Consider the following 22,549-nt stretch of genomic DNA (forward strand, 5'->3'; position numbering starts at 1 on the left):
GCGCCGGGTCGCGCTGAAGACTGACCTGGGTAAGCTGAGGCGTTGCGCTGAAGGAGGGTTGACGGCATTGTCGGGCGGCAGACGAGTGAACCATGGCCGACCAAACAACAAACATCGACGACGCCTCTCCGCAGTTGGGGCGAGACGATTTAGTGACGATGGTTCAGGCGGTTGTCGGCTAAGGTGTCCGAGACGACGACATCGGTGAACGTCGCCCAGCGCCTGACGCCTATGGAGGCGGCCTGTCTGCGCCGTGTGCGCGACGGTCTTCAGTCGAAGGAAATCGCGCTCGAATTGGGCCGCTCCGCCAAGACCATAGACAAGCATATCGAGAACGCCTGTCGCAAACTGGGCGTCAGCAGCCGCCGGCAAGCGGCGCGCCTCTATTTCGAACCTCTACGGGACGATTCCGTAGGGGCGTCATTCCCCCTGCCCACCGCTCCCGACGCCGTCTCTGATGACGGTCGGAAAGGAGGCTTGGATGCCGCACTCGGGATGTCATCTGCCGCCCGTCACATGGGAGGAGCTGGAGGCGATCTTCGAGGATTTGGCGGCGACGAACGAGGAACGCGAGACGGCTCTGCGGTTGCTGGATCTGACACGGACCCTTCAGCCCTATCTCTCGCCGCTCGATTTGATGCGCGAGATACTCTGCATCGCGCTCGTTCTCCCCAGCGAGAACGATCGGCCGCCAAGACGGCCCGCGTTGCCGAGCGAGTTCGTGAACTGGCGATGATCCCGATCTTCGCCGCCGTCGCACTCGCCGTTCTCGCCGCCATCCTCGGAGGCAGCGTGCAGCTTCAGCTCGCTGTGCAAGCGCTCGATCGTCTGCTGTCCGGCCGCTAGGTCTCTCTTTCCGCTGATCAACAGTTGATGCGGCGCCGACAGCTCGGCGTCGGGGAGCGGACAATGCAAAGACTTGAAATCGCGCAAACGATCGCGAACGCCCTGTTTCGGGCGGAGGACCAGGCCGACCAAGGTCTGATGGCGGCGAGCGCCCTCGTCAGCCTGATGGCGGAGACGCGGCTGGATCATCGCCTTTCGGCCGTCTTGGCCGCTCAGGCCGTTTCGGAGACCACCGAGGCCATTCGGGCTTTCGGCGAAGCGCGAGCCCGTCTGGTGGCGGCCCATGCGGCGCTGGAACAGGCCGCGCCGGCGCTCATTGGGCGCGAGACGCGACTGATGGGGCCGCTGACAGGCAAGCCCGAAACCGACCAGCCCAGGACCGCTCGTCTTCGGGCCGCCGCCTGATGGTGACGCTGGACTTGCAAGGTCGGACGGCGCGCGCCACGAAGACCTATGCAATCGCTACACACGCCGCTGCAAATCGGTCTGACCGTCGCCATGGCGGTCTGCCTTCTCGTCGCCCTCTGGAAGGGCGACGGGTCGGCGCGGCTGGCGGCCTTGGGCATGGTGGCGGGGTCGGTGCTCAGCGCCTTGGTGCAGGATCGCGCCAACCCCGACGCCGCCCAGTGGCTGATCATGGGGGTGGACGCGGCCTATCTGGGGCTGTTGGCGGCGATCGCTTGGCGCAGGCCCGCGCGCTGGCTGGTCTGGGCGGCGGCGTTCCAACTCGCCCAGGCGGTGACGCATCTCAGCTTCGCGCTCAATCCGGAGATTCTCGGCCGGGCCTATATCAGCACCTCCTATGTGCTGTTCGCGGGTCTGCTCGCCGCCCTGTTCGCAGGGCTTCTGCGATCGGAGGCCGCCCATGAGCATGACGGCCGAACCGATCGACGCGACTGACCGCTATGTCGGGGACCGGTTGTCGGAGCTTCGCAAGGGCATGGGGCTGAACCTCGCCGAGCTGGCGCGGACCAGTGCGATTTCGATTGCGGAGCTGTCGGCCATCGAGGCGGGCAGGGGGAAGGTTTACAGCGCCACCCTCTGGCGTCTTTGCCGCGCCCTCCACGCCGACCTGGAAGACGTCCTTCCGCCCCGCGACCTCACGGTCAGCGGTCGCGCCTGAAGGCGTCGGACAAGTCCTGATGGAGCAGGGCGACGATGGTGGGTGATCACAGGTTCGAACTGTGCACCCGCTGATTAAGAGATGCCGATGTACGGCGCTCCGAACACCGCCAAATCAGCGAAAGTGTGCGATCCAGTTTATTGATATAATTGAGTGTTTTCGCGTTACGGCGTGGGCTATCGTAGATTTGCGGGTTGAAACGGTGCTGACCAGGCCGGTCAATTTCGCCGTTTTTCTCACCGTTTTTCCGGCCCCGATCTCACCGTTTTTCACGCGAAAAAGTCAGCAAATGTCGAACCTGCGTTTGACCCTCACAGACAAGAATCTGATCGGCCTGCCCCTCGCCCGCGATCGCCCCTACATCGCTCGCGACACCGACCTCGGCGGCTTCTTCGTGGTCGTGGGCAAGACCTCCAAGACCTTCACCATCCAAGCCGATCTTCACGGCGAGGACGGCGCCCGGACCACTATCCGGATGGCGGTCGGCGAGGTCGGGACTATCAACTCGCGCGAAGCGCGCAGTCGGGCCAAGGCGCTGATCGGCCGGATCGGCAAAGGCGAGGATCCTCGGCCGCCCAGGGTCAAGAAGGTCAAGCCGATCCCCGCCGATGTAGACGGGGCGCCGATCACCTCGTCCGACGGCGTGCCGACCCTCGGCGAGGCCTGGCGTCGCTTCAAGGCTTCGCATCTGCTGCGCAAGAAGCGAGCGGAAGGCACGCTTCGCAGCTATACGGATCATATGGAGCGGCTGTTCGCCGACTGGCTCGACCGGCCGCTGTCGGAGTTCGGCGACGCGCCCCGTCTGGTCGCCGATCGGCACGACCTCATCACCCAGAACAACGGCCCGGCGATCGCCAATGGCGCGATGCGAAGTTTCCGATCCGTCTATAACCACGCCCGCAAGACCTGTCGCAAACTCCCGCCTGAGAATCCGGTGAGCGCGGTGGACTGGAATCCTGAGCACCGCAAGGACACCGCCATGGGGGGCACCGACCTTCCGGCCTGGTTCGAACAACTCGCCAAGATCCAGAACCCGGTCCGCAGGGAGTTTCACCTCTTTCTGTTGCTCTCCGGATCGCGCCCCGAGGTGATGAAGAATGTCCGCATCGCCGACCTCGACCTGCGTGAACGCGTCTTGCGCCTGACCAAGCCCAAGGGCGGAGAGGCCAAGGCCTTCGACATTCCCCTGTCTCGCGCCATGATGGAATGCGTCTTCCGTCTGCGCCGCATCGGGCCGATCATCTATCCGGACAACGGGCGGACATGGCTCTTTCCAAGCGACGCGCCGAGCGGCCATCTGCAGGAGCATAAGGAGAAGCGCGGGGTCCTCAGCCACTGGGGCAATGATCTGCGCCAGACCTATCGCACCCTGGGTCAGGCTGCGGAGGTCTCGGAGGTGGACATGCACCTCCTGATGAACCACTCGCTGCCCGGCGTAAACGCCGGCTACATCACCCGCTCCAAGCTGATGCGCGATCATCTGCGCGCCCAGCAGGAAAAACTGTCCCGGTTTATCCTAGGCGCCGCCGTCGGACGCGGCAGGCGCCCCAGCGACGATCTCAGCCGTTGGCTGAACAGCACAAGCCGCGCCTTGTTGGAAGACTTGATGGCCGAGAACCCTGATGTGGCCCGGTTGAAGGGCGGCTCTCGCGCCGCGCTGCGCAAGCTCGAAGTTCAGGCCGCCCGGCTTGCGGTTCACGCTCTGCCGTCAGTACTGATCGACGCTCCCTCGCGGCGCAGCCGGGCCGGGCGAGCGCGCCTGGAAAGGGCCAAGGCGGAGACCGGGCCCGTCACGCGCTGACGCGAACCTGTTAAGGCGGGCGCCCCGAAATCTTGACCGTGGAGGCCTGAGCAGTTGGGGCACGGGCCAGATCAATGGCTTGATGGAAAGGAGCCGCCGATTGAAACAGCGATGATCGTTTTCCGGCCAGAGATCGTACGATATCTGACGTGACCCCCTGAAACTCCTCCAGGAATAGCTAGAGTCCGCCCAACGAAGGACGGACAGAATGAAGCGATCGAGGTTCACGGAAGAGCAGATCATCGGGATCCTGCGGGAGCAGGAGGCCGGTGTAGCGACGGCGGAGGTGTGCCGACGCCACGGGGTCAGCTCGGCGACCTTTTACAAATGGAAGGCCAAGTTTGGCGGGCTCGACGTGTCGGAGGCTCGGCGGCTCAAGGCGCTCGAGGATGAGAACGCCCGGCTGAAGCGGATGCTGGCGGACGCGATGCTGGACAACGTGGCCCTGAAGGACCTGCTGGGAAAAAAGTGGTGACGCCCGCCGGCTATCGCGAGGCGGCTGGCCATCTGCAGGCCGCCTACGAGATGAGCGAAAGGCGGGCGTGCCGTGTTCTGGGCGTCGATCGGACGAGCGTGCGCTATCAGGCGACGCGCCCGGACGACGGCGCTCTGCGCGACCGGCTGAAGGCCCTGGCCCAGGAACGTCGACGGTTCGGCTATCGTCGCCTGCACGTGCTGCTGCGGCGCGAGGGCCATGCGGTCAACAGGAAACGGGTCCAGCGGATCTATCGCGACGAGCAACTGACGGTGCGCCGGCGCGGCGGCCGGAAGCGAGCGATGGGCACGCGGCGACCGCTGGACCTGCCGCTGGCGCCCAACCAGCGCTGGTCGCTGGACTTCGTCGCAGACCAGCTGACGGACGGGCGGCGCTTCCGCATCCTGACGGTGATCGATAACTGTACGCGCGAGTGCCTGGCGCTGGTGGCCGACACCTCGCTGTCGGGCGCGCGGGTCGTGCGGGAGTTGGACGCCGTCATCCGGCAGCGAGGGCGGCCCGACACCATCGTCAGCGACAACGGCACGGAGTACACCTCGAACGCGGTCCTGGCCTGGGCCGACGACACCGGCGTCGGCTGGCACTACATCGCGCCGGGCAAGCCCCAGCAGAACGGCTTCAACGAAAGCTTCAACGGGCGGCTGCGTGACGAGCTGCTGAACGAGACGCTGTTCCGCTCGCTGCCGCACGCTCGCGCCGTGCTGGAGGCGTGGCGACGCGATTACAACGAGCAGCGTCCGCACTCGAAGCTCGGGTGGCTGACGCCGCAGGCTTATGCAGAAGCGCTCACCGGACACATCGGCCGGCCTGCTGCGCTGGTTGATGGCTGCGCAGACCGGCCTCTTGCCAACCCAGCCGATCACAGCTCAGATCAACCTAGGACTCTCGTTATGGCTGGATGAGAAACGGGGGTCACGTCATCCTGTCTTCCGCTGAAGCCGAGCCCGCTATTGCCTTTAGCGGATCGGACGTCCGGAATCAGGCGGCGTCATGGGGAGGACGGCGGGATCGGTGGTGGACAGCCTCAGCCCGGCGTCGGCCCAAGCCAGAAGCTCATTTTCCGCATAGACCACTCGCCCGCCCAGTTTCCGGTATCGGGGGCCCGTTCCACATGTCCGATGCTTTTCCAGCGTTCTGCTGGACAAGCCGAGCAAGCGGCCGGCTTCCGGCGTTCTTAGAAATCGGCCAGGAACGCGTGTCACTTCTTCCATGACTCAGATCCTCGATCGTGTTTGGACCTGCGAGTCTCCAAACACGATCGGGAAGATCATATACGGAAGCCTACGGTCGGAGGTCTTCGGTCCAGACGAACTCCGGTCGCGGCCATGAGACAAGCCAACCCAAGGGGCCCGCGTCCTCCACGATCGAACTGCGGCTCAGGCTTTGGCTGGTCCTCGGATACGGCGAGGCCCGATCAGAAGCGATAATCCAAAGTGACCATGACGCTGCGCGGCGGGGCGTAGAAGGCCTGGCTCCACATCAGGCTGCCGAAATAGGTCTCGTCGAACAGGTTCTTGGCGTTGACCGTGGCCCGGACATGGTCGGTCAGATCGACCGCGGCGAGCAGATCGACCACGGCATAGGCGTCCTGGGTCACCGTCGTGCCCAGGTCGACCGTGGAAATCTCGCTCTGCCACCGGACGGCGCCGCCCAGGGTCAGGTTGTTGTACTGGGGCAGAGTGTAGGTGGTGTTCAGTTTCAGCGACTGGCGCGGCAGATACAGGCGCGTGTCGGCCCCCGCGCCATCCTCGACGGACAGGTCGGTGAAGCCGCCGCCCACGGTCCACTGCGGGGTGATCCGGCCGGCCACCTCAAACTCATAGCCTTCAGCGACGGTGTCGACGCCGATGTAATAGCTGTCGAAGGTGCCTGGAATGTAGCCCGCATACTCCGCGAGGCCATCCTGTTCCGACTTGAAGATCGAGGCGGTGGCGTAAAGACGGCCGTCGAGCCATTCGCTCTTCACGCCCGCCTCATAGCTGCGGCCCTCGGCGGCGGCCAGGCGGTTGTGGTCGATATCGTTTTCCGACTGCGGCGTGAACAGATCCGAATAGCTGGCGTAGAGCGAGACATTGGCGTTCAGGTCATAGACCACGCCGACATAGGGGCTGACCTTGTTCTCGTCGCGGTCCTGAGACGTGCCGTAGGAGGAGCCGGTGGTCTTCACCTCGATGGCGTTGACGCCGAGCACGGCGGTCAGACTGTCGGTCAGGTTGAGATGGACGGCGCCATAGGCGCGGGTCAGCCGGTCCTCGACGTCTTCGGCCAAATAGGCGTCCGGATAGGTCGGCTCCGCCGGCGCGACGACATGGGCGCCCTGGTAGGCCGGATAGTCGAAATAGTCGGCGAAGGCCTCCCATTTCAGGCTGTCGTTGGTCGCGGTGTTGAAGCCCAGCACCACCTGGTGGCGCCGTCCGAACAGGCCGAAGTCCCCGTTGGCGATCACGTCGAACATGTTCTGCTCGAGCTCTGACGGATATTTGCCGCTCATGGCGGTTACGCCCAGGCCGGTGGTCGGGTCCGGATTGCCGTAGGCGTACAGTAGCTTGGCGTCTTCCTCGGATTCGCGATGGGTGTAGACGCCCTTGATCGTCCAGCCGTTGTCGAAGGCGTAGGACAGTTCGCCGAAACCGATGTCGTGGTGGGTGTCCCAGTAGGTCCAGGGCGCCCCGGTGGTTTCGGAAGGGTCGTAATCGATCGGCGTTCCGTCCGAATAGACCAGGGGCAGGGCGCCCCAGTTCACGCCCGTCGCCAGATTGTCTTGACGCGAGAAGCCGGCCGTGGCGTTCAGCTTGGGCGTCACGTCCCAGGTCAGGATGCCGTAGTAGAGGTTCCGGTTGACCCCGTAATAGTTGAGGTAGGAGTCGCTGTCGGTGTTGGCGTAGACTATCCGGCCACGCACCGTCCCCGACTCGTTGATCGGGCCGGAGACGTCTGCTGTCAGGCGCGTCTCGTCCCAGGTCCCGTATCCGGCAGAGGCCGAGGCCTGGAAGTCTTCGGTCGGACGCTTGCGAATATAGTTGATCGTGGCCGAGGGATTGCCCGTGCCGGTCATCAGTCCGTTGGCGCCGCGCACGGCTTCGACCCGTTCATATTGAGCGACGTCCAGCGCACCGGCCTGCAGGCCCCAGTCCAGCGGCTGGCCTACGCCGTCCACCTGGAAGTTCACGATGTCGAAGCCGCGGGACGTGTAATAGGTTCGGTCCGTCTCGACCGCCTCGACGTTGACGCCGGGCAGGGTCGCCAGAAGCTGGTTCACGTCGGTCAAGTTGAACTGTTTGATCTGGGCGGCGCTGACGACGGTGACCGACTGCGGCGTTTCACGCAGCGACAGGTCCAGACCCGTCGCGCCGGCCGACTCGCGGATCACGCGCTTGCCCATGACGACGATTTCGCCGACCTCGTCCGACGCTGTCGTTTGAGCCAGGGCGGGACCAGCGGCCAGGCCGAGAAGCGAGACCGAAGCCGAAGCGAGCAGGGCGGAGCGAAGCATGGGGGGAGGCCTCAAGAGGAGCGGGAAGTTCACGTTTGCGACTGCATCGCATTATGAACTTCTCCGGGTCAAGGCGTCTTCTTAGGGCGCGGGGGAAAAGCCGCGACTGTGGCTTGAAGAGCGCTACTCGGCCGGGACAGTCTGGCGGACCCCGGCCGCCGCCCGGAAGGGAAGGGCCGTCGTCGCCACTACCAGGCCGATCAGGGCCAGGGGTAGGCTGACCTGGAGGGCCGCCTGGGTCATGGACCCATGCACCAGCAGGTGGCTCGCCGGCATGGCCAGGACGGATACGCCGAGCACAAACCGCATCCACCGCGACGTCTCGGCCGCCGGTGCGTCGGTCAACCGCATGCTGACCAGCAATCCGACGCCGAGAATGACCATCTGGCTCCAGAAGAGGGCGACGGGGTTAAGTCCGGTGGGCATGGAGGTCGCGAAGGTCAGGGCGATGGCCGTCGGCGCGCCATAGACCAGCACGATCCAGAGCCGGTGTAGCGCCGGGCGCGGACGTCCCTTGCTCGCCGACTTGACCAGCCAGATGTCCATGCCGGCGGCAATCATCACCGTCAGGCCTAGGCCCAGAAGCGCATAAATCAGTTTCACGGGCTGGCCGCCGAAATCGCCGAAATGCAGGCTGTAGACGCTGGCCGCGACCTGTCGGCCGGCGGGACCGTCCGACATATTGTGGCTGCCGACCAGGTTCCCATCGGCGTCGAACCGCCAGGTTTCGCCATAGACCAGCCGATGGGGCGGCTTGGTGGTGATCTCGATCGATTCCTGCGGCGTGCCGACCATATGGACGGCGATGAAACTGATCGGCTGATCCGGCTCCGCTGCGCGGATCTGCTGAATCGCCTTCAGGATCGCGGGATCCCCCTGAAGAACCCGCCCTCCGGTCGCGGCCTCGATTTCGGACTGGGCGCCGAAGATCGGCTCATAGGGCTTCAGCACGTTGCCGTCGTAGGCGAAGGTTCCAAGCGCCAGGGCCATCAGTTGCGCCAGACCGATCATCGTCCCGGTCAGGGTGATGGCCAGTGCGAAGGGCAGGGTCCAGGTCCCCAGACGGTTGTGAACATCGACCCGCGCCAGTTGGCCCTCCTTGCGGGGCCGCAGCGAGAAGGCGTCGCGGAACATCCGGGGATGGGCCAGGGCGCCGCCGATCAGCAGCGCCATCATGCCCACGCCGAACAGGCAAACCACGATCATGCCGAAGGTCTCCGGCAGATGCAGATAATAGTGAAGCTCGGTCAGGAAATGGGTCAGGTCATGACGGGCGTCGCCGGCATAGGCGCCGTGGGCGTCATAGGCCCGCGCCTCGTGGCCCCAGCCGCCCACCATGCGCGGCATGGCCTCCGTCGGCAGGCCGACGAACAGATCGGTGTCCAGCGGGCCCCGGTGCGTGTCGGCCAGCATGGCGCGGCGGCTGTCCGAGATCGCCACAGCCGCGGCCTCCGGCGACACGGTGGTGAACTCCGGCAGATTGGGACGCTCCCACCGCTCGACCTCGACATAATAGACCCCGATCCAGCCGGTGAGGCAGATCAGATAGAGGATGCCGCTCAGGGCCAGGCCCAGGACCTTGTGACCCGCCAGCAGGCGCCGGACGAAGCCGGGCGGCGACTTGGGCCAGATCGAACGGGCCATCTTAAAGCGCCGCCGCGACGGGAACGGCGGCCGCTGCGCCGAGCAGGGTGATCAGGCCCAGTGCGCGCCAAGGCCGCACCGCGCTCAGGCCCCAGACCAGAAGGGCGGCGAAGGCGAGAAGGAAGCTGAAGACGGCGAGCACGAAGCGCGTGGACTCATGCGCCGGGGTCACCACCCAGACCAGCAGGCCCAGGCTCATGCTCACGGCGGGGGCGGCCGCAACGACCGCGAGCGTGCGCGCGGCGACGCCGGTCCAGGAGGGCTTGCCGCCGGGTTCAGGGTTGGGAATGCGCCGTACGCTCGGAAACCGCCCCAGAGCGGGCAAATCGACGCCTCGACCGACCAGGCCCAGGGCGACGACTGTCATAGCCAGGACGGCGAAGGCCGCGCCCACGTCCGGTTCGAACGCGATCGCCCACAGGCCGATCGACACGGCCACAGCCGCCCAGCCTCCCGCCACAAAGGCCCGGCTCCGGACGTCGCCGCGCCATTTCAGGTGCAACAAGGCCACGGCGCCGACGCCGACGATGGAGCCGAATAGGGCGAGCAGGATGGATGTCATCCCCGAGTCCTAGCAAACCCAGCGCCTCAATCAAGGAATTTGAGACGCATTCGCATTGAAGGCGCGCGGTTTGCTCATCGCGTTGTGGTTTCGGGCCCGATGTCGCGACTGACGGATGGTCAGGAGGCGTGGCGATAGATTTTATCTATGGACGTGGTCTCAGGAGGCCTCGGCGACGCGGGCAACCGACAGCCCCCAAAGTCGACCGTTTTTTTCACCGTTTTTCTCTATCCGAGAAACGGTGGCCCAGGAGGTTAGGTAAAAATGTTCAATGAAATCAATAAGACGATGGTGGGTGATCACAGGTTCGAACTGTGGACCCGCTGATTAAGAGTCAGCTGCTCTACCGACTGAGCTAATCACCCACACCGATCGTCGCGACTTCGGCGAAGACGAGCGCCTCGCCGAAGGGCGCTCCTACTACCCACCCGTTCCGGGCTTGGCAAGCGCTTTCGCAAACTTTCTTTGACGGGCATGGTCTCGGCCGAATCAGCCGCAAAGACGGTGGGGGAGTGAGCATCATGGCCTTTTGGAACCGGCGTCGTTCGATCGATGTCATGACGGCGCCGCACGACGGGCCGCGGCTGAAACCGACGCTCAGCTGGCCGCATCTGCTGGCCCTGGGCGTGGGCGCCATCGTCGGCACCGGCATTCTGACCCTGATCGGGGTCGGGGCGGGTCTGGCGGGGCCGGCGGTATTGATCAGCTTTGGCCTGGCGGGCCTGGTCTGCGTCTGCGCCGCCCTGGCCTATGCCGAACTGTCGACCATGATGCCGACGGCGGGCAGCGCCTACACCTATTCCTACGCCGTTCTGGGCGAGATGATCGCCTGGGTCGTCGGTTGGAGCCTGATCCTGGAATATTCGCTGGTGGTCTCGGCCGTGGCGGTGGGCTGGTCGGGCTATGCGGTTGGGTTTTTGACCGGCCTGGGTGTCGATCTGCCGGCGGTCCTGACGGCGGGGCCGCACGCCGGGGGAATCATCAACCTGCCGGCCGTCGCCATCATCGGGGTGGTGACCGGCCTGCTGCTGCTGGGCACCAAGGAGAGCGCAACCCTGAACGCGGTCCTGGTGGTCATCAAGATCGCCGCCTTGGTCGTCTTCGTCGCCATCGCCCTGCCGGCCTTCAAGCCCGAGAACTTCACCCCCTTCATGCCCAACGGCTTCGGCGCCCCCTTCGTCCAGACGGGGGTCATGGCGGCGGCGGCCATCATCTTCTTCGCCTTCTACGGCTTCGACGCCATCTCCACGGCGGCGGAGGAGACCAAGAAGCCTGAGCGGGACCTGGCCATCGGCATCATCGGCTCCATGCTGGTCTGCACGGCCCTGTATCTGGTGGTCGCCGCCGCCGCCATCGGCGCCCGGCCAGTCTCCGACTTCGCCGACAGCCCCGAGCCCCTGGCCCTGATCCTGCGCCAAATGGGGCAGGGCACGGCGGCCCAGTGGATCGCGGCGGCGGCGGTGATCGCCCTTCCGACCGTGCTGCTGGCCTTCCTGTTCGGCCAGAGCCGCATCTTCCTGGGCATGGCGCGCGACGGCCTGTTGCCGCGTCGGCTGGCCAAGGTCTCGGCGCGCGGCGTTCCGGCGGTGGTGACGGTCTTTACGGCTGTGGTGGTGGCGATCCTGGCTGGGCTGTTGCCGCTGGACGAATTGGCTTCCCTGGCCAACGCCGGCACTCTGGCCGCCTTCTGCGCCGTGGGCGTCTGCCTGATCGTGCTGCGGATTCGCGAGCCGGGCCGACGCCGCGTGTTCAAGGCGCCCCTGTGGCCCCTGGTGGGCGCCGTCACCGTGATCGGCTGCGTCGTCTTCTTCCTCAGCCTGAAGCCGGTGACCCAGATCGGCTTCGTCGTCTGGAACCTGATCGGCGTGCTCATCTATCTGGCCTGGTCGTCCAGGAACTCCCGCCTGGCCAAGGGCGAGGAAGAGGCCGCCTGATGGCCCGACGCGACCTGACCGGCGCCGTCGATTTCGGCGTGCTGGAGGACATGACCGGCGATGATGCGGCGATTTCGGAAGAGGTGCTGGGCCTCTTCGTCGAACAGGCCGCCCTCTGGTCCGTGCTGCTGAACCCCAGGGCCGACGGCTGGCGCGACGGGGTCCACACCATCCGGGGCGCCGCGGCGGGGATCGGCGCCGGCGATCTGGCGGCGATCTGCGCCGAGGCGGAAACGGTCGAACAGGCTCTTGCGGCGCCGGCGCTGGAGCGGGTGCGCGACGCCCTCGAGGCGGCGCTGGCCGACGTGGCGGCCTATCGCCACGAGCTGATGCTGCGGGGTCTTAAGGCCTAGCTTCGAGTCCGGTCGTACACCGCGAACTCATGGGCGATGCACCGGTCGATCAGCAGGCGCCAGACCGGTTCGGCGATCTCGGGCGACAGGTGGTGCGCTTGCGCGGCCGTCAGCACCTTGGCTACCACGTCGTCGATGCGGGCCTGGTCGAAGACGGCGTCGCGGTCGGGCTTGATGCGGGCGGCCGCCTCCATATAGCGCTGGCGTTCGGCCAGCAGGGCGACCAGGGCGCGGTCCAGGGCGTCGACGCCCTGGCGGACCTCGGCCATCGACTGGCATTCGGCGGGATCGACGCGGGCGTCGACGGCGACAAGGGCAGGGTGGTGCATCAAAACTTTCCGCTCATCCCGGCGAAAGCCGGGACCCAGTGCTTTCGCCACACTGGTGTCTGGGATCAAGGGCGCAGATCGTCGAGAGACAGGGATCGCCCAAAGATCTGGGTCCCGGCTTTCGCCGGGATGAGCGGATTATTCAAGTGTCAGCCGACGAAGGCCCGCTCCAGCACATAGTCGGCCGGTTCAGCGTTGGAGCCTTCCTTCAGCCCATAGGTCTCCAGCAGTTCCCCGGCCTCCTTGATCATGGCCATGGAGCCGCACAGCATGACGCGGTCCTTGGCCGGATCGAAGCCTTCGGGGAGGCCCAGGTCGCGGAAGAAGTCGCCCGCCTTGATCCGGTCGGTGATGCGGCCGGGGGTCTGGAATTCCTCGCGCGTGACCGTGGGATAATAGGTCAGCTGCGCCCTGGCCTCGTCGCCGATCAGGGGGTCGTCGTGGATCTCGCGGGTGAAGAAGTCACGGTAAGCCAGGTCGGCGACGTTCCGCACCGTATGGATCACATAGACATGGCCGAAGCGGGAATAGGTCTCCGGATCGCGCGCCACGCTCAGCCAGGGCGCCAGACCCGTGCCCGTGCCGATCAGGAACAGCCGCTCGCCGCCGGTCAGGGCGTCCAGCACCAGGGTGCCGGTCGGCTTCTTTCCCATCAGCACCGTGTCCCCGGCCACGATCTTTTGCAGCCGCGAGGTCAGGGGGCCGTCGGCGACCTTGATCGAGAAGAACTCCAGCTCCTCGGCCCAGCAGGGGCTGGCGATGGAATAGGCGCGCAGGATCGGCTTTCCGCCGTCTTCGCCGGGCAGGCCGATCATCACGAACTCGCCCGAGCGGAATCGGAAGTCCTCCGGCCGCTTCACGCCGAAGCTGAACAGGCTGTCGGTCCAGTGGCGAACCCACAGGACCTCAAGTTCGTTGAACGGACTGGCTTTCGCAGGGGCGGGGGAGAGGGCGGCGTCGGTCATGGTGCGGCCTCTCTAGTCTGAGAACCGGTCGCAGGGAAGAAAAAGCGCTCCGGGCGGCGACCACTTTTCCTAGTGACGGCTTGCAGAAGCGTCGCTAGCGTCGCCGACCATGCGCACCCTTCTTCTCGCCTCGACCATCCTCCTCTCGGCCGGTTCAGCGGTCGCCCAGGAGACCCCCTCCAACATCCTGACGCCTGAACGGGTCTTCTCCAGCCCCAGCCTGAACGGCCCGGTGGCCAAGGGGGTCAGCCTGTCGCCCGACGGCCAGTTGGTGGCCTTCCTGCGCTCGCGCGAGGACAATGTGGACGTCCAGGACCTGTGGGCCGCGCCCACCGGCGAGGGCGAGCCCTACAAGCTGATCGACGCCCGCGCCCTGGTTCCCGACGCCGGCGAACTGTCCGAGGCCGAAAAGGCGCGGCGCGAGCGGATGCGGATCAGCGCCCGCGGCGTGGTCGAATACGCCTGGGACCAGCAGGGCCGCTACATCCTTGCGCCGCTGGAGGGCGACATCTTCCTGGCCAGCCGCGCCGACGGCAAGGTGCGCCGCCTGACCGAGACCGAGGCCGACGAGATCGACGCCAAGGTCTCGCCCAAGGGCAATTTCGTTTCCTGGGTCCGCGACCAGAACCTGGTCATCTATGATCTGGCCACGGGCAAGGAGACGCCGATCACCGACGACGGCGCCGGCCTGATCACCTGGGCCACGGCCGAGTTCATCGCCCAGGAGGAGATGGATCGCGACACCGGCTACTGGTGGAGCCCGGACGAACGCTACATCGCCCTGACCCGCGTCGACGAAAGCCCGGTAGACGTCGTGCCGCGCTTCGAGATCACCGGCGGAGGCGCCACCATGGTCGAGCAGCGCTATCCCCGCGCCGGCCGTCCCAACGCCTTGGTCGAACTCTATGTCCGCGATCTTCAGAGCGGCGCGCGGGTGAAGGTGGATCTGGGCTCCAACACCGACATCTATCTGGCGCGGGTCGACTGGTCCGGCGACGGCAAGACCCTGTATGTCCAGCGTCAGTCGCGCGACCAGAAGACGCTCGACCTGCTCAGCGTCGATCCGGCCACCGGCGCCTCGCGCGTGATCCTCAGTCAGAAGGCCCAGGCCTGGGTCGATCTGAACAACGATTTCCATGTCCTGCCGGACGGCCGTTTCATCTGGTCGAACGAGGACAGCGGCTGGCGGCACCTCTATCTGTACGACCGCAACGGCCGCCGCATCCGGGCGATCACGCACGGCGACTATCCGGTCAAACATCTGGACGGCGTCAACGAGCGGACCGGCGAGGTCTATTTCACCGCCTCCATGCGCGACGGCAAGGAACTGCCCATCGAACAGCAGATGTTCCGCGCCAGCCTGAACCGCACGGTCGATCCGGTGGCGGTGACCCCCGCCGGCGGCTGGTGGAACGTCTCGGTCAACGGGCCGGCGACCGCCTATGTCGGCAACTATTCCGATCCCGCCACCCCGCCCCAGTCGGCCCTGTACCGGATCGACGGCACGCGGATCCGCTGGATCGAGGAAAACCGGCTCGACGCCGACCATCCGTTCGCCCCCTATGTCTCGCGTCTGCGCACGCCCGAGTTCGGGACCATGCAGAGCCACGGCGAAACCCTGGTCTGGCGCATGACCACCCCGCCCGACTTCGATCCGTCGAAGAAGTACCCGGTGGTGATGCAGGTCTACGGCGGCCCCGGCACCGGCGCGGGCGTGCAGAAGAGCTGGCAGCCCCTGACCAACCAACTGCTGACCGAGGCCGGCTATATCGTCTTCCGCGTGGACAACCGCGGCGAGGGCGACCGGTCCCAGGCGTTTGAGACCAGCATCTATCGCCGCCTGGGCATCCCTGCGGTCGAGGATCAGGCTTTGGCCGCCAAATGGCTGAAAACCCTGCCTTATGTCGATGGCGACCATATCGCGGTCATGGGCTGGAGCTTCGGCGGTTTCCTCAGCCTGCTGACCCTGACCGATCCGGACGCTGGACTGGCCTCGGCGCTTGCCGGCGCCGCCCCGACCGAGTGGAGCCTCTACGACACCCACTACACCGAACGCTACATGTCCACGCCCCAGGACAATCCGGACGGCTACGCCGCCACCGACATCCTGCCGCGCCTGGACGACCTGACCGGCCGTCTGCTGATCCTTCACGGCATGGCCGACGACAATGTCATCTTCGGCAACGCCACCCGCGTGATCGACGCCCTCCAGGCCAAGAGCACGCCGTTCGAGATGATGCTCTATCCGGGCCAAAGGCATGGCGTCCGCGGCGAACCGCGGCAGCTTCAGCAATGGCGGATCTATCTCGACTTCCTGGACCGCACGATCGGCAAGAGGGCTGAGACGGCGGACTGACGGCTTAATCAGGAACGGGGCGAACATGTTGAAGACCAAGCTTTTGGCCGGCGTGTTCGCCGTCGTCCTGGCCGGCGTCGCGGCGCCGTTCGCCTCGGCGCAGACGCCGCCGCCCCCGCCGCCGCCGCCGAACGCCGACATCGCCTGGGTTCAGCGCGAGCGGACGCCCTACGGCTCCTGGGAGCAGATGGCGCGCTTCTTCCTCAGCCAGATTCGCACCTATGACGTCGAAGGCCGGTTCGGCGAGCCCGGTCCCGCGATCAACAGCCTGATCGCGATCAACCCCGATGCGCTCGAGGACGCCCGCGCCTCCGACGCCCGCCGCCTCGCCGGACAGGCCCTGCCGCTGGACGGCGTGCCCCTGGTCATCAAGGACAATGTCGAGGCGCGCGGCATGCCGACCACGGCGGGCTCCCTGGCCCTGGCCGCGAACCAGCCGGACCGCGACGCGCCGATCACGGCCCGGCTGCGCGCGGCGGGGGCGGTGCTGATCGGCAAGTCCAATCTGTCGGAGTGGGCCAATATCCGCTCGTCCCACTCCATCAGCGGCTGGAGCGCCGTGGGCGGCCTGACCCGAAACCCCTACGCCCGCGACCGCAACACCTGCGGCTCGTCCTCGGGATCGGGCGCGGCGGTGGCGGCGGGTTTCGCCATCGTGGCCATAGGCACCGAGACGGACGGATCGATCACCTGTCCGGCGGCGATGAACGGTCTGGTCGGGTTCAAGCCCACTGTGGGCCTGGTGTCGCGCACGGGGATCGTGCCGATCAGCCACAGCCAGGATACGGCCGGGCCGATGACCCGCACGGTCAGGGACGCGGCCCTGGTGCTCAATGTCATCGCCGGTTCCGACCCCGCCGATCCGGCGACGGCTGAGGCTGACGCCCGCAAGACCGACTATGCGGCGGCTCTGGAGGCGGCCAGTCTCCGCGGGGTTCGCATCGGCGTCGCTCGGTTCCTCACCGGCTATTCCGACGGCACGGACGCCGTCTTTGAAGCCAATCTGGAGCGGTTGCGCCAGGCGGGCGCCGTCCTGATCGAGATCAAGGACGGACCGGATATGGACGCTGTCGGCGGCGCGGAATTCACCGTCCTGCTGACGGAGTTGAAGGCGGATCTGAACGCCTATCTCGCCACCACCGATCGGGCCCAGGTCAAGACCCGCACTCTGGCGGACGTCATCGCCTTTAACCGCGCGACCCCGCGCGAGCTGGCCCTGTTCGACCAGGACCTGTTCGAGGCCGCCGAGGCGACCGGGGGCCTGTCCGACCCCGCCTATGTGGCGGCGCGCGAGACCTCGCTGCGTCTGGCCGGGGCCGAGGGGATCGATCGGCTGCTGAAGGACAATGACGTCGCCGTCCTGATCGCGCCGACGACCGGCCCGGCCTGGATGACCGACGTCGTCAACGGCGACCACTATCTGGGCTCGGCCTCGACGCTGCCGGCTGTGGCGGGCTATCCCCATCTGACCGTGCCCATGGGGCAGGTGGGCGGGCTTCCGGTGGGGCTCAGCTTTATCGGCGGCCAGTGGCAGGACGCGCGGGTGCTCGCGCTCGGCTACGCCTTTGAACAGTTGGAACCGCAGCGGGTCGCGCCGGCCTTTCCCGCCTCGTTGAACAGCACGCGCGCCGTCGCGCCTGTGCTCGCGCCCGTCCTTCAGGAACCTTGATCGGCGGTCCGCTGTTGGGCCTTCATGACAAAGCCGACCCTCCCCGAATGAGCGACCTGATCGCCAATATCGTCGGCTCGGCCGCAGCGGTCTGTTCCGTCACCAGTTTCGCACCCCAGGCGCTCAAGATCTGGAAGGAGAGGGACGCCTCCTCGGTCAGTCTGAGGACCTATTCCCTGACCGTGACCTGTTTCGCCCTGTGGGTGGTCTATGGGGTGATGACCCAGGCCTGGCCCGTCACCGTGGCCAATTCCTGCGCCCTGGTCATGGCGTCCTGGGTTCTGGTGATGAAATGGCGGTTCCGCGACGGTGATCCCGCAGCCTGACGGCCCGATTCTGCAGGTTTGATCCGGATCAAGGCGAGGCGGCGGAGGCGGCGCGAGGGTGGGGTCGAGGAGATTTCCCATGCCCCATGACGCCGTCCCCTTCGTCGCCGCCATCGTCGCGGCCTTCGTCTTCTTCATGGCCGCCCTTGGTCTGGCCAGTCTCTATTCGGGCTCTTCACCGGACAAGTGACGACAGCTTTACCCGACGTGATCTTGGCGCCCCGCGCGATGCGGGCTACGGCAGGAGCCTCAACGTCCAAGGGAGACGCCCCCAATGCCTGATCTCGTCCAAGTCACCGAACACATCCGCGCCGCCGTCGGCGACAACTCCGGCCTCGGCAAGACCGTGAAGCTCGACCTCGGCGACGAGGGCAAGATCTTCATCGACGGCGCCTCCGTGCCGAACACCGTCACCAACGAAGACAAGCCCGCCGACGCCACCGTCTCGATGAAGTGGGACGACTTCATGGCCCTGTCGGAAGGCAAGCTGGACCCGATGATGGCCTTCATGCAGGGCAAGCTGAAGATCGCCGGCGACATGATGATCGCGCAGAAGCTGGCTCCGCTGCTGAAGCGCTGATGGCTTGCTGATCAATACTTGACTGCGGCGCGGCGCCCCTCGGGGGCCGCGCCGTTTTCGTCTTCAGCGTCCGTCAGAGGCGCGACCGAAAAAACGAGGAAACGACATGGATTTCAGACATTCCGACCGCGCCCTGGACTGGCACGCCCGCGTGCGCCGTTTCCTCGACGAACAAGTGATCCCGCGCGAGGCCGACTATTTCGCCCAGGTGCGCGAGAATCCGAACCGCCAGGCCCCGGTCATGGAGGCCATGAAGGCCGCCGCGCGCGAGGCGGGCCTGTGGAACATGTTCCTGCCGGGCGGCCATGACGGTGAGAACGGGGGCGCCGGCCTGACGAACCTCGAATACGCCCCCTTGGCCGAAATGATGGGCCGCCACCTGTGGACGGCCGAGGTGTTCAACTGCAACGCCCCCGACACCGGCAATATGGAGGTGCTCCATATGTACGGGAACGCGGCCCAGCAGGACCGCTGGCTGAAGCCGCTGATGGCCGGGGATATCCGCTCCGCCTTTCTGATGACCGAGCCCGAGGTCGCCTCGTCCGACGCCACCAATATCCAGACCCGGATCGAGCGCGACGGCGATCACTATGTCATCAACGGCCGCAAATGGTGGTCGACCAACATGGCCCATCCGAACGTCGCCGTGACCATCGTCATGGGCAAGACCGATCCGGACGCCGCTGCGCACGCCCAGCAGTCCCAGATCATCGTCCCCGTCGACACGCCCGGCTTCCGGGTCGAGCGGATGCTGTCGGTCTTCGGCTATGACGAAAAGCCCATCGGCCACGCCGAGGTGGTGCTGGAGAACGTCCGCGTGCCGGTCGAGAACCTGATCGCGGGCGAGGGCCGGGGATTCGAGATCGCTCAGGGGCGCCTCGGCCCGGGCCGTATCCACCACTGTATGCGCGTGATCGGCGCGGCCGAGCGGGCGCTGGAGCTGATGGTGACCCGCCTTCTGAACCGCACCGCCTTCAGAAAACAGCTGGCCGAACATTCGGTCTGGGAGCAGCGGGTCGCCGAGGCCCGCACCAATATCGAGATGTGTCGCCTGCTGGTGCTGAAGGCCGCCTGGATGATGGACGAGGCGGGGGCCAAGAACGCCCGCTCCGAGATCGCCCAGATCAAGGTCGCCGCCCCGCGCATGGCGCTTCAGGTCATCGACGACGCCATCCAGGCCTTCGGCGGCGCCGGCGTCTCGGCCGACACCCCCCTGGCCGAACTTTACGCCACGGTGCGCACCCTGCGGATCGCCGACGGCCCGGACGAGGTGCACAACCGCGCCATCGCCCGGCTGGAGTACGCCAAACACGGCGGCAGACCCTCGGCCTGAGAAACGGCGTCACGCCGTCCGCTTCCGAGGGAACCCCTGGCGGCGCCTGACGTTTTCCGGACAGGACGACGCGAGGCCAGCCGGGGCGTCGCAAGCGGGGACGGAACGGCTGAGATGAATGCGCGCTTGGAGTCCGATACGCGGGCGGCGTCCGACGTGACCCGTTTCAGGGCGATCCGGGGCGCCATGCCCGCCCTGGCGGAAGGCCTGTCGCCCGAGGATCTGGCGGCCCAGTCCATGCCGGACTGCAGCCCCGGCAAATGGCACCTGGCCCACACCAGCTGGTTCTTCGAGGCGATGATCCTGTCGGCCGACCCGGCCTACGCTCCGGTCGATCCGCGCTTCCAACAGCTGTTCAACTCCTACTATGAGGCCCTGGGCGAGCGGGTGCCCCGGCCCCAGCGCGGCCTGATGACCCGGCCCTCGGTGAACGAGGTCTTGTCCTATCGGCGCGAGATCGACCGCCGCATGGCCGCCTGGCTGGCCTCGGGGCCGTTCAGCGGCCATCAGCGCTATCTGTTCGAACTGGGCCTGCACCACGACCAGCAGCATCAGGAGCTGTTCCTGATGGACCTGCTGAACCTGATGGCCTGTTCGCCGCTGGACCCGGCCGCCTATGCGGTTGAGCCGCGGCAGGCCCCGCCTGAGGCCCCGCGAGGCGGCGCCGTCGTCTTCGACGGCGGCCTGGTCTCGATCGGTCATGGCGGCGCCGGCTTCGCCTTCGACAATGAGGGGCCGTCGCACCGGGTCTGGCTGGAACCCTTCGCCCTGGCCGCCGACCTGGTGACCAACGGCGACTGGCTGGGCTTCATCGCCGACGGCGGCTACGCCCGGCCCGAGCTGTGGCTGTCCGACGGCTGGGCCACAGTCAAGGCCGAGGCCTGGACCGCGCCCCTCTACTGGCGCCGCGACGGCGACGACTGGACGGTCCTGAGCCTGATCGGCCGCGCCCCGGTCGATCCGACCGCCCCGGTGCGGCATGTCAGCTTCTATGAGGCTGACGCCTACGCCCGCTGGGCCGGCAAGCGCCTGCCGTCCGAGGCGGAGTGGGAGCATGCCGCGACCACGGCGCCCGACGCCTTCTCAAACCTGTCGGGCGAGGTCTGGCAGTGGACGTCCAGCGCCTACGCCCCTTACCCCGGCTTCCAGCCGACGCCTGGCACGGCGGCTGAGTACAACGGCAAGTTCATGGCCAATCAGATGGTCTTGCGCGGCGGCGCCTTCGCCACGCCGCCCGGCCACGCCCGCGTCACCTATCGCAACTTCTTCTATCCCCAACAGAGGTGGGCCTTCATGGGTCTGAGACTGGCCGAAGACGCCCCGCGCGGGCGCACGAGTTTCATTGAGGACGCCCAGACGGCCGCCTTCCGGCGCGACCTGGTCCAGGGCCTGTCCCGCGACCAGAAGGCCGTGCCGCCCAAGTGGTTCTATGACGCCGAGGGCTCGCGCCTGTTCGAAGAGATCACGGCCCTGCCGGAATATTATCCGACCCGTCAGGAGACGGCCCTGCTGCGCGACCGGGCCGCCGCCCTGACCGCCGACTTCGGCCCCGAGGCCGTCCTGGTCGAGTTCGGTTCGGGCGCCAGCGAAAAGACCCGCATCCTGCTGGACGCCGCGCCCGACCTCGGCGCCTATGTGCCGCTGGACATCAGCGAGACGGCCCTGCTGGACGCCGTCGCCCGCCTGTCCGCCGACTATCCGGCCCTGCGGGTCCAGCCGGTTCTGGGCGATTTCGAACATCTGTCGCCCTTGCCGGACGATTTGCCGCAGGGCCGGCGCATCGGTTTCTTCCCCGGCTCGACCATCGGCAATCTGGAGCCCGAGGAGGCGGTGCGGTTCCTGGCCTCGGCGCGTCGGATGCTGGGGGAGGGGGCGCTGTTCATCCTCGGCGTCGATCTGGTCAAAGACCCTGCGACCCTGGTCGCCGCCTATGACGACGGCCGGGGCGTCACCGCGGCCTTCAACCTGAACCTCCTGGTCCGCGCCAACGCCGAACTGGACGCCGATTTCGACCTGGACGCCTTCGCCCACCGCGCCGTCTGGAACCCGGATCACTCGCGCATGGAAATGCACCTTCAGGCGCTGCGTCAAACCGCCGCCCGCGTCGGCGACAGGGCCTTCACCTTCATGGCCGGAGAGACCCTCCACACCGAAAGCTCGCGCAAGTTCACGCCGGATTCGGTCGAGGCCCTGGCCAAGGAGTCCGGCTGGTCCATGGCCGGTTTCGAGGTTTCGCCCGAACCCCGCGTGGCCCTGGCCCTGCTGCGGGGGTGAGGGGGCCACTTCCTTTCTGTCTATACAGATAAGATCGTCATCCTCGGCCTTGTGCCGAGGATCCATAATCCCGGCGCCGGGCGTCGTGCCCCCTGCAAGACCGAGCCTATGGATCCTCGGCACAAGGCCGAGGATGACGGCCATGGGGGCGAGTGCATGGAAAAGAAAAAGGGCGGCGCATCCTCGACGCGCCGCCCTGCAGACTCTCACTGAAGCCGTGTCACTCGGCTCCGTTCGAAGCCGCGTCCTTCTTCGGCCCGTGCGAGGCCTCGCCGCCCTTGCGTCCGGCCTGGGCGGCCAGGCTGCGGTCTTGGGAGAAGCTTCGTTTTTCGCTGGGGACGCTTGCGCCCCCCTTGCGTGCGATTTCGCGCTGACGTTCGGGATCCATGGAGGCGAAGCCTCGCTTGGAAACGCCGGAGGGTCGCGAGGTCTGGCCGTCCATCGGTGTTCCTTTCAGTGCTGCCG

General features: G+C 66.6%; 21 protein-coding genes and 1 tRNA gene. 14 read left to right on the forward strand and 8 right to left on the reverse strand.

Annotated features, from left to right (window positions below; genetic code table 11):
- The first annotated feature begins 183 nt into the window (after positions 1-183).
- The 6 genes from JL11_RS17235 to JL11_RS09770 all read left to right on the forward strand — a co-directional run bounded on the left by JL11_RS17235 (position 184) and on the right by JL11_RS09770 (position 5,168).
- Positions 184-846, forward strand: a complete 663-nt coding sequence (locus tag JL11_RS17235; protein ID WP_082382670.1) for a helix-turn-helix domain-containing protein — start codon at positions 184-186, stop codon at positions 844-846.
- Between the two features lie 63 nt (positions 847-909).
- Positions 910-1,251: a hypothetical protein gene (locus JL11_RS09745; RefSeq protein WP_054765502.1), complete on the forward strand. Its 342-nt coding sequence runs from the start codon at positions 910-912 to the stop codon at positions 1,249-1,251.
- A gap of 48 nt (positions 1,252-1,299) precedes the next feature.
- Positions 1,300-1,746, forward strand: a complete 447-nt coding sequence (locus JL11_RS17505; RefSeq protein WP_054765503.1) for a hypothetical protein — start codon at positions 1,300-1,302, stop codon at positions 1,744-1,746.
- A complete protein-coding gene (locus tag JL11_RS09755; protein WP_054765504.1) occupies positions 1,712-1,969 on the forward strand; it encodes a helix-turn-helix domain-containing protein in 258 nt (85 codons plus the stop codon). The genes JL11_RS17505 and JL11_RS09755 overlap by 35 nt, the downstream gene beginning before the upstream one ends.
- A gap of 202 nt (positions 1,970-2,171) precedes the next feature.
- Positions 2,172-3,770 (forward strand): integrase arm-type DNA-binding domain-containing protein, encoded by a 1,599-nt coding sequence (locus JL11_RS09760; protein ID WP_197273294.1) that lies wholly within the window; start codon positions 2,172-2,174, stop codon positions 3,768-3,770.
- Positions 3,771-3,978: 208 nt separating this feature from the next.
- Positions 3,979-5,168, forward strand: a protein-coding gene (locus JL11_RS09770) for an IS3 family transposase (RefSeq protein ID WP_165906610.1) whose coding sequence is annotated in 2 segments (ribosomal slippage) — positions 3,979-4,231 and positions 4,231-5,168 — 1,191 coding nt in all. Because the reading frame shifts where the segments join, the coding sequence is not laid out codon by codon here.
- A 54-nt stretch (positions 5,169-5,222) separates the two neighbouring features.
- Here the strand turns inward: JL11_RS09770 and JL11_RS17965 are convergent.
- The 5 genes from JL11_RS17965 to JL11_RS09790 form a co-directional block, all read right to left on the reverse strand.
- Complete coding sequence (locus JL11_RS17965; protein WP_082382672.1) at positions 5,223-5,477, reverse strand: helix-turn-helix transcriptional regulator; 255 nt, start codon at positions 5,475-5,477, stop codon at positions 5,223-5,225.
- Between the two features lie 203 nt (positions 5,478-5,680).
- On the reverse strand, positions 5,681-7,759 hold the full coding sequence (locus JL11_RS09775) for a TonB-dependent siderophore receptor (RefSeq protein WP_054765505.1): 2,079 nt from the start codon (positions 7,757-7,759) through the stop codon (positions 5,681-5,683).
- A 123-nt stretch (positions 7,760-7,882) separates the two neighbouring features.
- The gene (locus JL11_RS09780; RefSeq protein ID WP_054765506.1) at positions 7,883-9,403 is read right to left on the reverse strand and encodes a PepSY-associated TM helix domain-containing protein; all 1,521 of its coding nucleotides are present in this window, start codon (positions 9,401-9,403) and stop codon (positions 7,883-7,885) included.
- Position 9,404: 1 nt separating this feature from the next.
- Positions 9,405-9,965, reverse strand: coding sequence for a hypothetical protein (locus JL11_RS09785; RefSeq protein ID WP_054765507.1), 561 nt, complete (start codon positions 9,963-9,965; stop codon positions 9,405-9,407).
- A gap of 289 nt (positions 9,966-10,254) precedes the next feature.
- Positions 10,255-10,330: transfer RNA gene (locus JL11_RS09790), tRNA-Lys, on the reverse strand.
- Positions 10,331-10,486: 156 nt separating this feature from the next.
- On the opposite strand from JL11_RS09790, the gene JL11_RS09795 reads away from it, so the two are divergent.
- Complete coding sequence (locus JL11_RS09795) at positions 10,487-11,899, forward strand: amino acid permease (protein ID WP_054766916.1); 1,413 nt, start codon at positions 10,487-10,489, stop codon at positions 11,897-11,899.
- Entirely contained in the window at positions 11,899-12,252 is a 354-nt protein-coding gene (locus tag JL11_RS09800) for an Hpt domain-containing protein (protein ID WP_054765508.1), read from the forward strand. Before JL11_RS09795 ends, JL11_RS09800 begins: the two co-directional genes overlap by 1 nt.
- Here JL11_RS09800 and JL11_RS09805 read toward each other — a convergent pair.
- Together JL11_RS09805 and JL11_RS09810 are read right to left on the reverse strand one after the other, a co-directional pair.
- Positions 12,249-12,581, reverse strand: a complete 333-nt coding sequence (locus tag JL11_RS09805) for a chorismate mutase (RefSeq protein ID WP_054765509.1) — start codon at positions 12,579-12,581, stop codon at positions 12,249-12,251. The genes JL11_RS09800 and JL11_RS09805 overlap by 4 nt on opposite strands.
- Before the next feature lie 149 nt (positions 12,582-12,730).
- Positions 12,731-13,546 carry a ferredoxin--NADP reductase gene (locus tag JL11_RS09810; protein ID WP_054765510.1) on the reverse strand — a complete coding sequence of 272 codons (816 nt, stop codon included), beginning with the start codon at positions 13,544-13,546 and terminating at the stop codon, positions 12,731-12,733.
- A 109-nt stretch (positions 13,547-13,655) separates the two neighbouring features.
- Here JL11_RS09810 and JL11_RS09815 point away from each other — a divergent pair, with 109 nt between their 5' ends.
- The 6 genes from JL11_RS09815 (at position 13,656) to egtB (ending at position 22,084) form a co-directional block, all read left to right on the forward strand.
- On the forward strand, positions 13,656-15,902 hold the full coding sequence (locus tag JL11_RS09815) for a S9 family peptidase (RefSeq protein ID WP_054765511.1): 2,247 nt from the start codon (positions 13,656-13,658) through the stop codon (positions 15,900-15,902).
- 25 nt (positions 15,903-15,927) lie between these two features.
- A complete protein-coding gene (locus JL11_RS09820; RefSeq protein WP_054765512.1) occupies positions 15,928-17,571 on the forward strand; it encodes an amidase in 1,644 nt (547 codons plus the stop codon).
- Positions 17,572-17,618: 47 nt separating this feature from the next.
- Complete coding sequence (locus tag JL11_RS09825) at positions 17,619-17,897, forward strand: SemiSWEET family sugar transporter (protein ID WP_054766917.1); 279 nt, start codon at positions 17,619-17,621, stop codon at positions 17,895-17,897.
- 274 nt (positions 17,898-18,171) lie between these two features.
- Positions 18,172-18,477 carry an SCP2 sterol-binding domain-containing protein gene (locus tag JL11_RS09830; RefSeq protein ID WP_054765513.1) on the forward strand — a complete coding sequence of 102 codons (306 nt, stop codon included), beginning with the start codon at positions 18,172-18,174 and terminating at the stop codon, positions 18,475-18,477.
- Between the two features lie 106 nt (positions 18,478-18,583).
- Positions 18,584-19,810: an acyl-CoA dehydrogenase family protein gene (locus tag JL11_RS09835; protein WP_054765514.1), complete on the forward strand. Its 1,227-nt coding sequence runs from the start codon at positions 18,584-18,586 to the stop codon at positions 19,808-19,810.
- A 114-nt stretch (positions 19,811-19,924) separates the two neighbouring features.
- On the forward strand, positions 19,925-22,084 hold the full coding sequence (gene egtB, locus JL11_RS09840; RefSeq protein ID WP_054765515.1) for an ergothioneine biosynthesis protein EgtB: 2,160 nt from the start codon (positions 19,925-19,927) through the stop codon (positions 22,082-22,084).
- Positions 22,085-22,304: 220 nt separating this feature from the next.
- On the opposite strand, the gene JL11_RS09845 is transcribed toward egtB, so the two are convergent.
- Positions 22,305-22,526: a general stress protein gene (locus JL11_RS09845; RefSeq protein ID WP_054765516.1), complete on the reverse strand. Its 222-nt coding sequence runs from the start codon at positions 22,524-22,526 to the stop codon at positions 22,305-22,307.
- Positions 22,527-22,549: the final 23 nt, after the last annotated feature.

The organism is Brevundimonas sp. DS20, from assembly GCF_001310255.1.
GTDB classification, from domain to species: domain Bacteria; phylum Pseudomonadota; class Alphaproteobacteria; order Caulobacterales; family Caulobacteraceae; genus Brevundimonas; species Brevundimonas aurantiaca.

Excerpts from the sequence above, each read along its gene's own strand:
- JL11_RS09745 (WP_054765502.1), top strand. The coding sequence starts at position 910 with ATGCAAAGACTTGAAATCGCGCAAACGATCGCGAACGCCCTGTTTCGG.
- JL11_RS17505 (WP_054765503.1), top strand. The coding sequence starts at position 1,300 with ATGCAATCGCTACACACGCCGCTGCAAATCGGTCTGACCGTCGCCATG.
- JL11_RS09755 (WP_054765504.1), top strand. The coding sequence starts at position 1,712 with ATGAGCATGACGGCCGAACCGATCGACGCGACTGACCGCTATGTCGGG.
- JL11_RS17965 (WP_082382672.1), bottom strand. The coding sequence starts at position 5,477 with ATGGAAGAAGTGACACGCGTTCCTGGCCGATTTCTAAGAACGCCGGAA.
- JL11_RS09775 (WP_054765505.1), bottom strand. The coding sequence starts at position 7,759 with ATGCTTCGCTCCGCCCTGCTCGCTTCGGCTTCGGTCTCGCTTCTCGGC.
- JL11_RS09780 (WP_054765506.1), bottom strand. The coding sequence starts at position 9,403 with ATGGCCCGTTCGATCTGGCCCAAGTCGCCGCCCGGCTTCGTCCGGCGC.
- JL11_RS09785 (WP_054765507.1), bottom strand. The coding sequence starts at position 9,965 with ATGACATCCATCCTGCTCGCCCTATTCGGCTCCATCGTCGGCGTCGGC.
- JL11_RS09795 (WP_054766916.1), top strand. The coding sequence starts at position 10,487 with ATGGCCTTTTGGAACCGGCGTCGTTCGATCGATGTCATGACGGCGCCG.
- JL11_RS09800 (WP_054765508.1), top strand. The coding sequence starts at position 11,899 with ATGGCCCGACGCGACCTGACCGGCGCCGTCGATTTCGGCGTGCTGGAG.
- JL11_RS09805 (WP_054765509.1), bottom strand. The coding sequence starts at position 12,581 with ATGCACCACCCTGCCCTTGTCGCCGTCGACGCCCGCGTCGATCCCGCC.
- JL11_RS09810 (WP_054765510.1), bottom strand. The coding sequence starts at position 13,546 with ATGACCGACGCCGCCCTCTCCCCCGCCCCTGCGAAAGCCAGTCCGTTC.
- JL11_RS09815 (WP_054765511.1), top strand. The coding sequence starts at position 13,656 with ATGCGCACCCTTCTTCTCGCCTCGACCATCCTCCTCTCGGCCGGTTCA.
- JL11_RS09820 (WP_054765512.1), top strand. The coding sequence starts at position 15,928 with ATGTTGAAGACCAAGCTTTTGGCCGGCGTGTTCGCCGTCGTCCTGGCC.
- JL11_RS09825 (WP_054766917.1), top strand. The coding sequence starts at position 17,619 with ATGAGCGACCTGATCGCCAATATCGTCGGCTCGGCCGCAGCGGTCTGT.
- JL11_RS09830 (WP_054765513.1), top strand. The coding sequence starts at position 18,172 with ATGCCTGATCTCGTCCAAGTCACCGAACACATCCGCGCCGCCGTCGGC.
- JL11_RS09835 (WP_054765514.1), top strand. The coding sequence starts at position 18,584 with ATGGATTTCAGACATTCCGACCGCGCCCTGGACTGGCACGCCCGCGTG.
- egtB (WP_054765515.1), top strand. The coding sequence starts at position 19,925 with ATGAATGCGCGCTTGGAGTCCGATACGCGGGCGGCGTCCGACGTGACC.
- JL11_RS09845 (WP_054765516.1), bottom strand. The coding sequence starts at position 22,526 with ATGGACGGCCAGACCTCGCGACCCTCCGGCGTTTCCAAGCGAGGCTTC.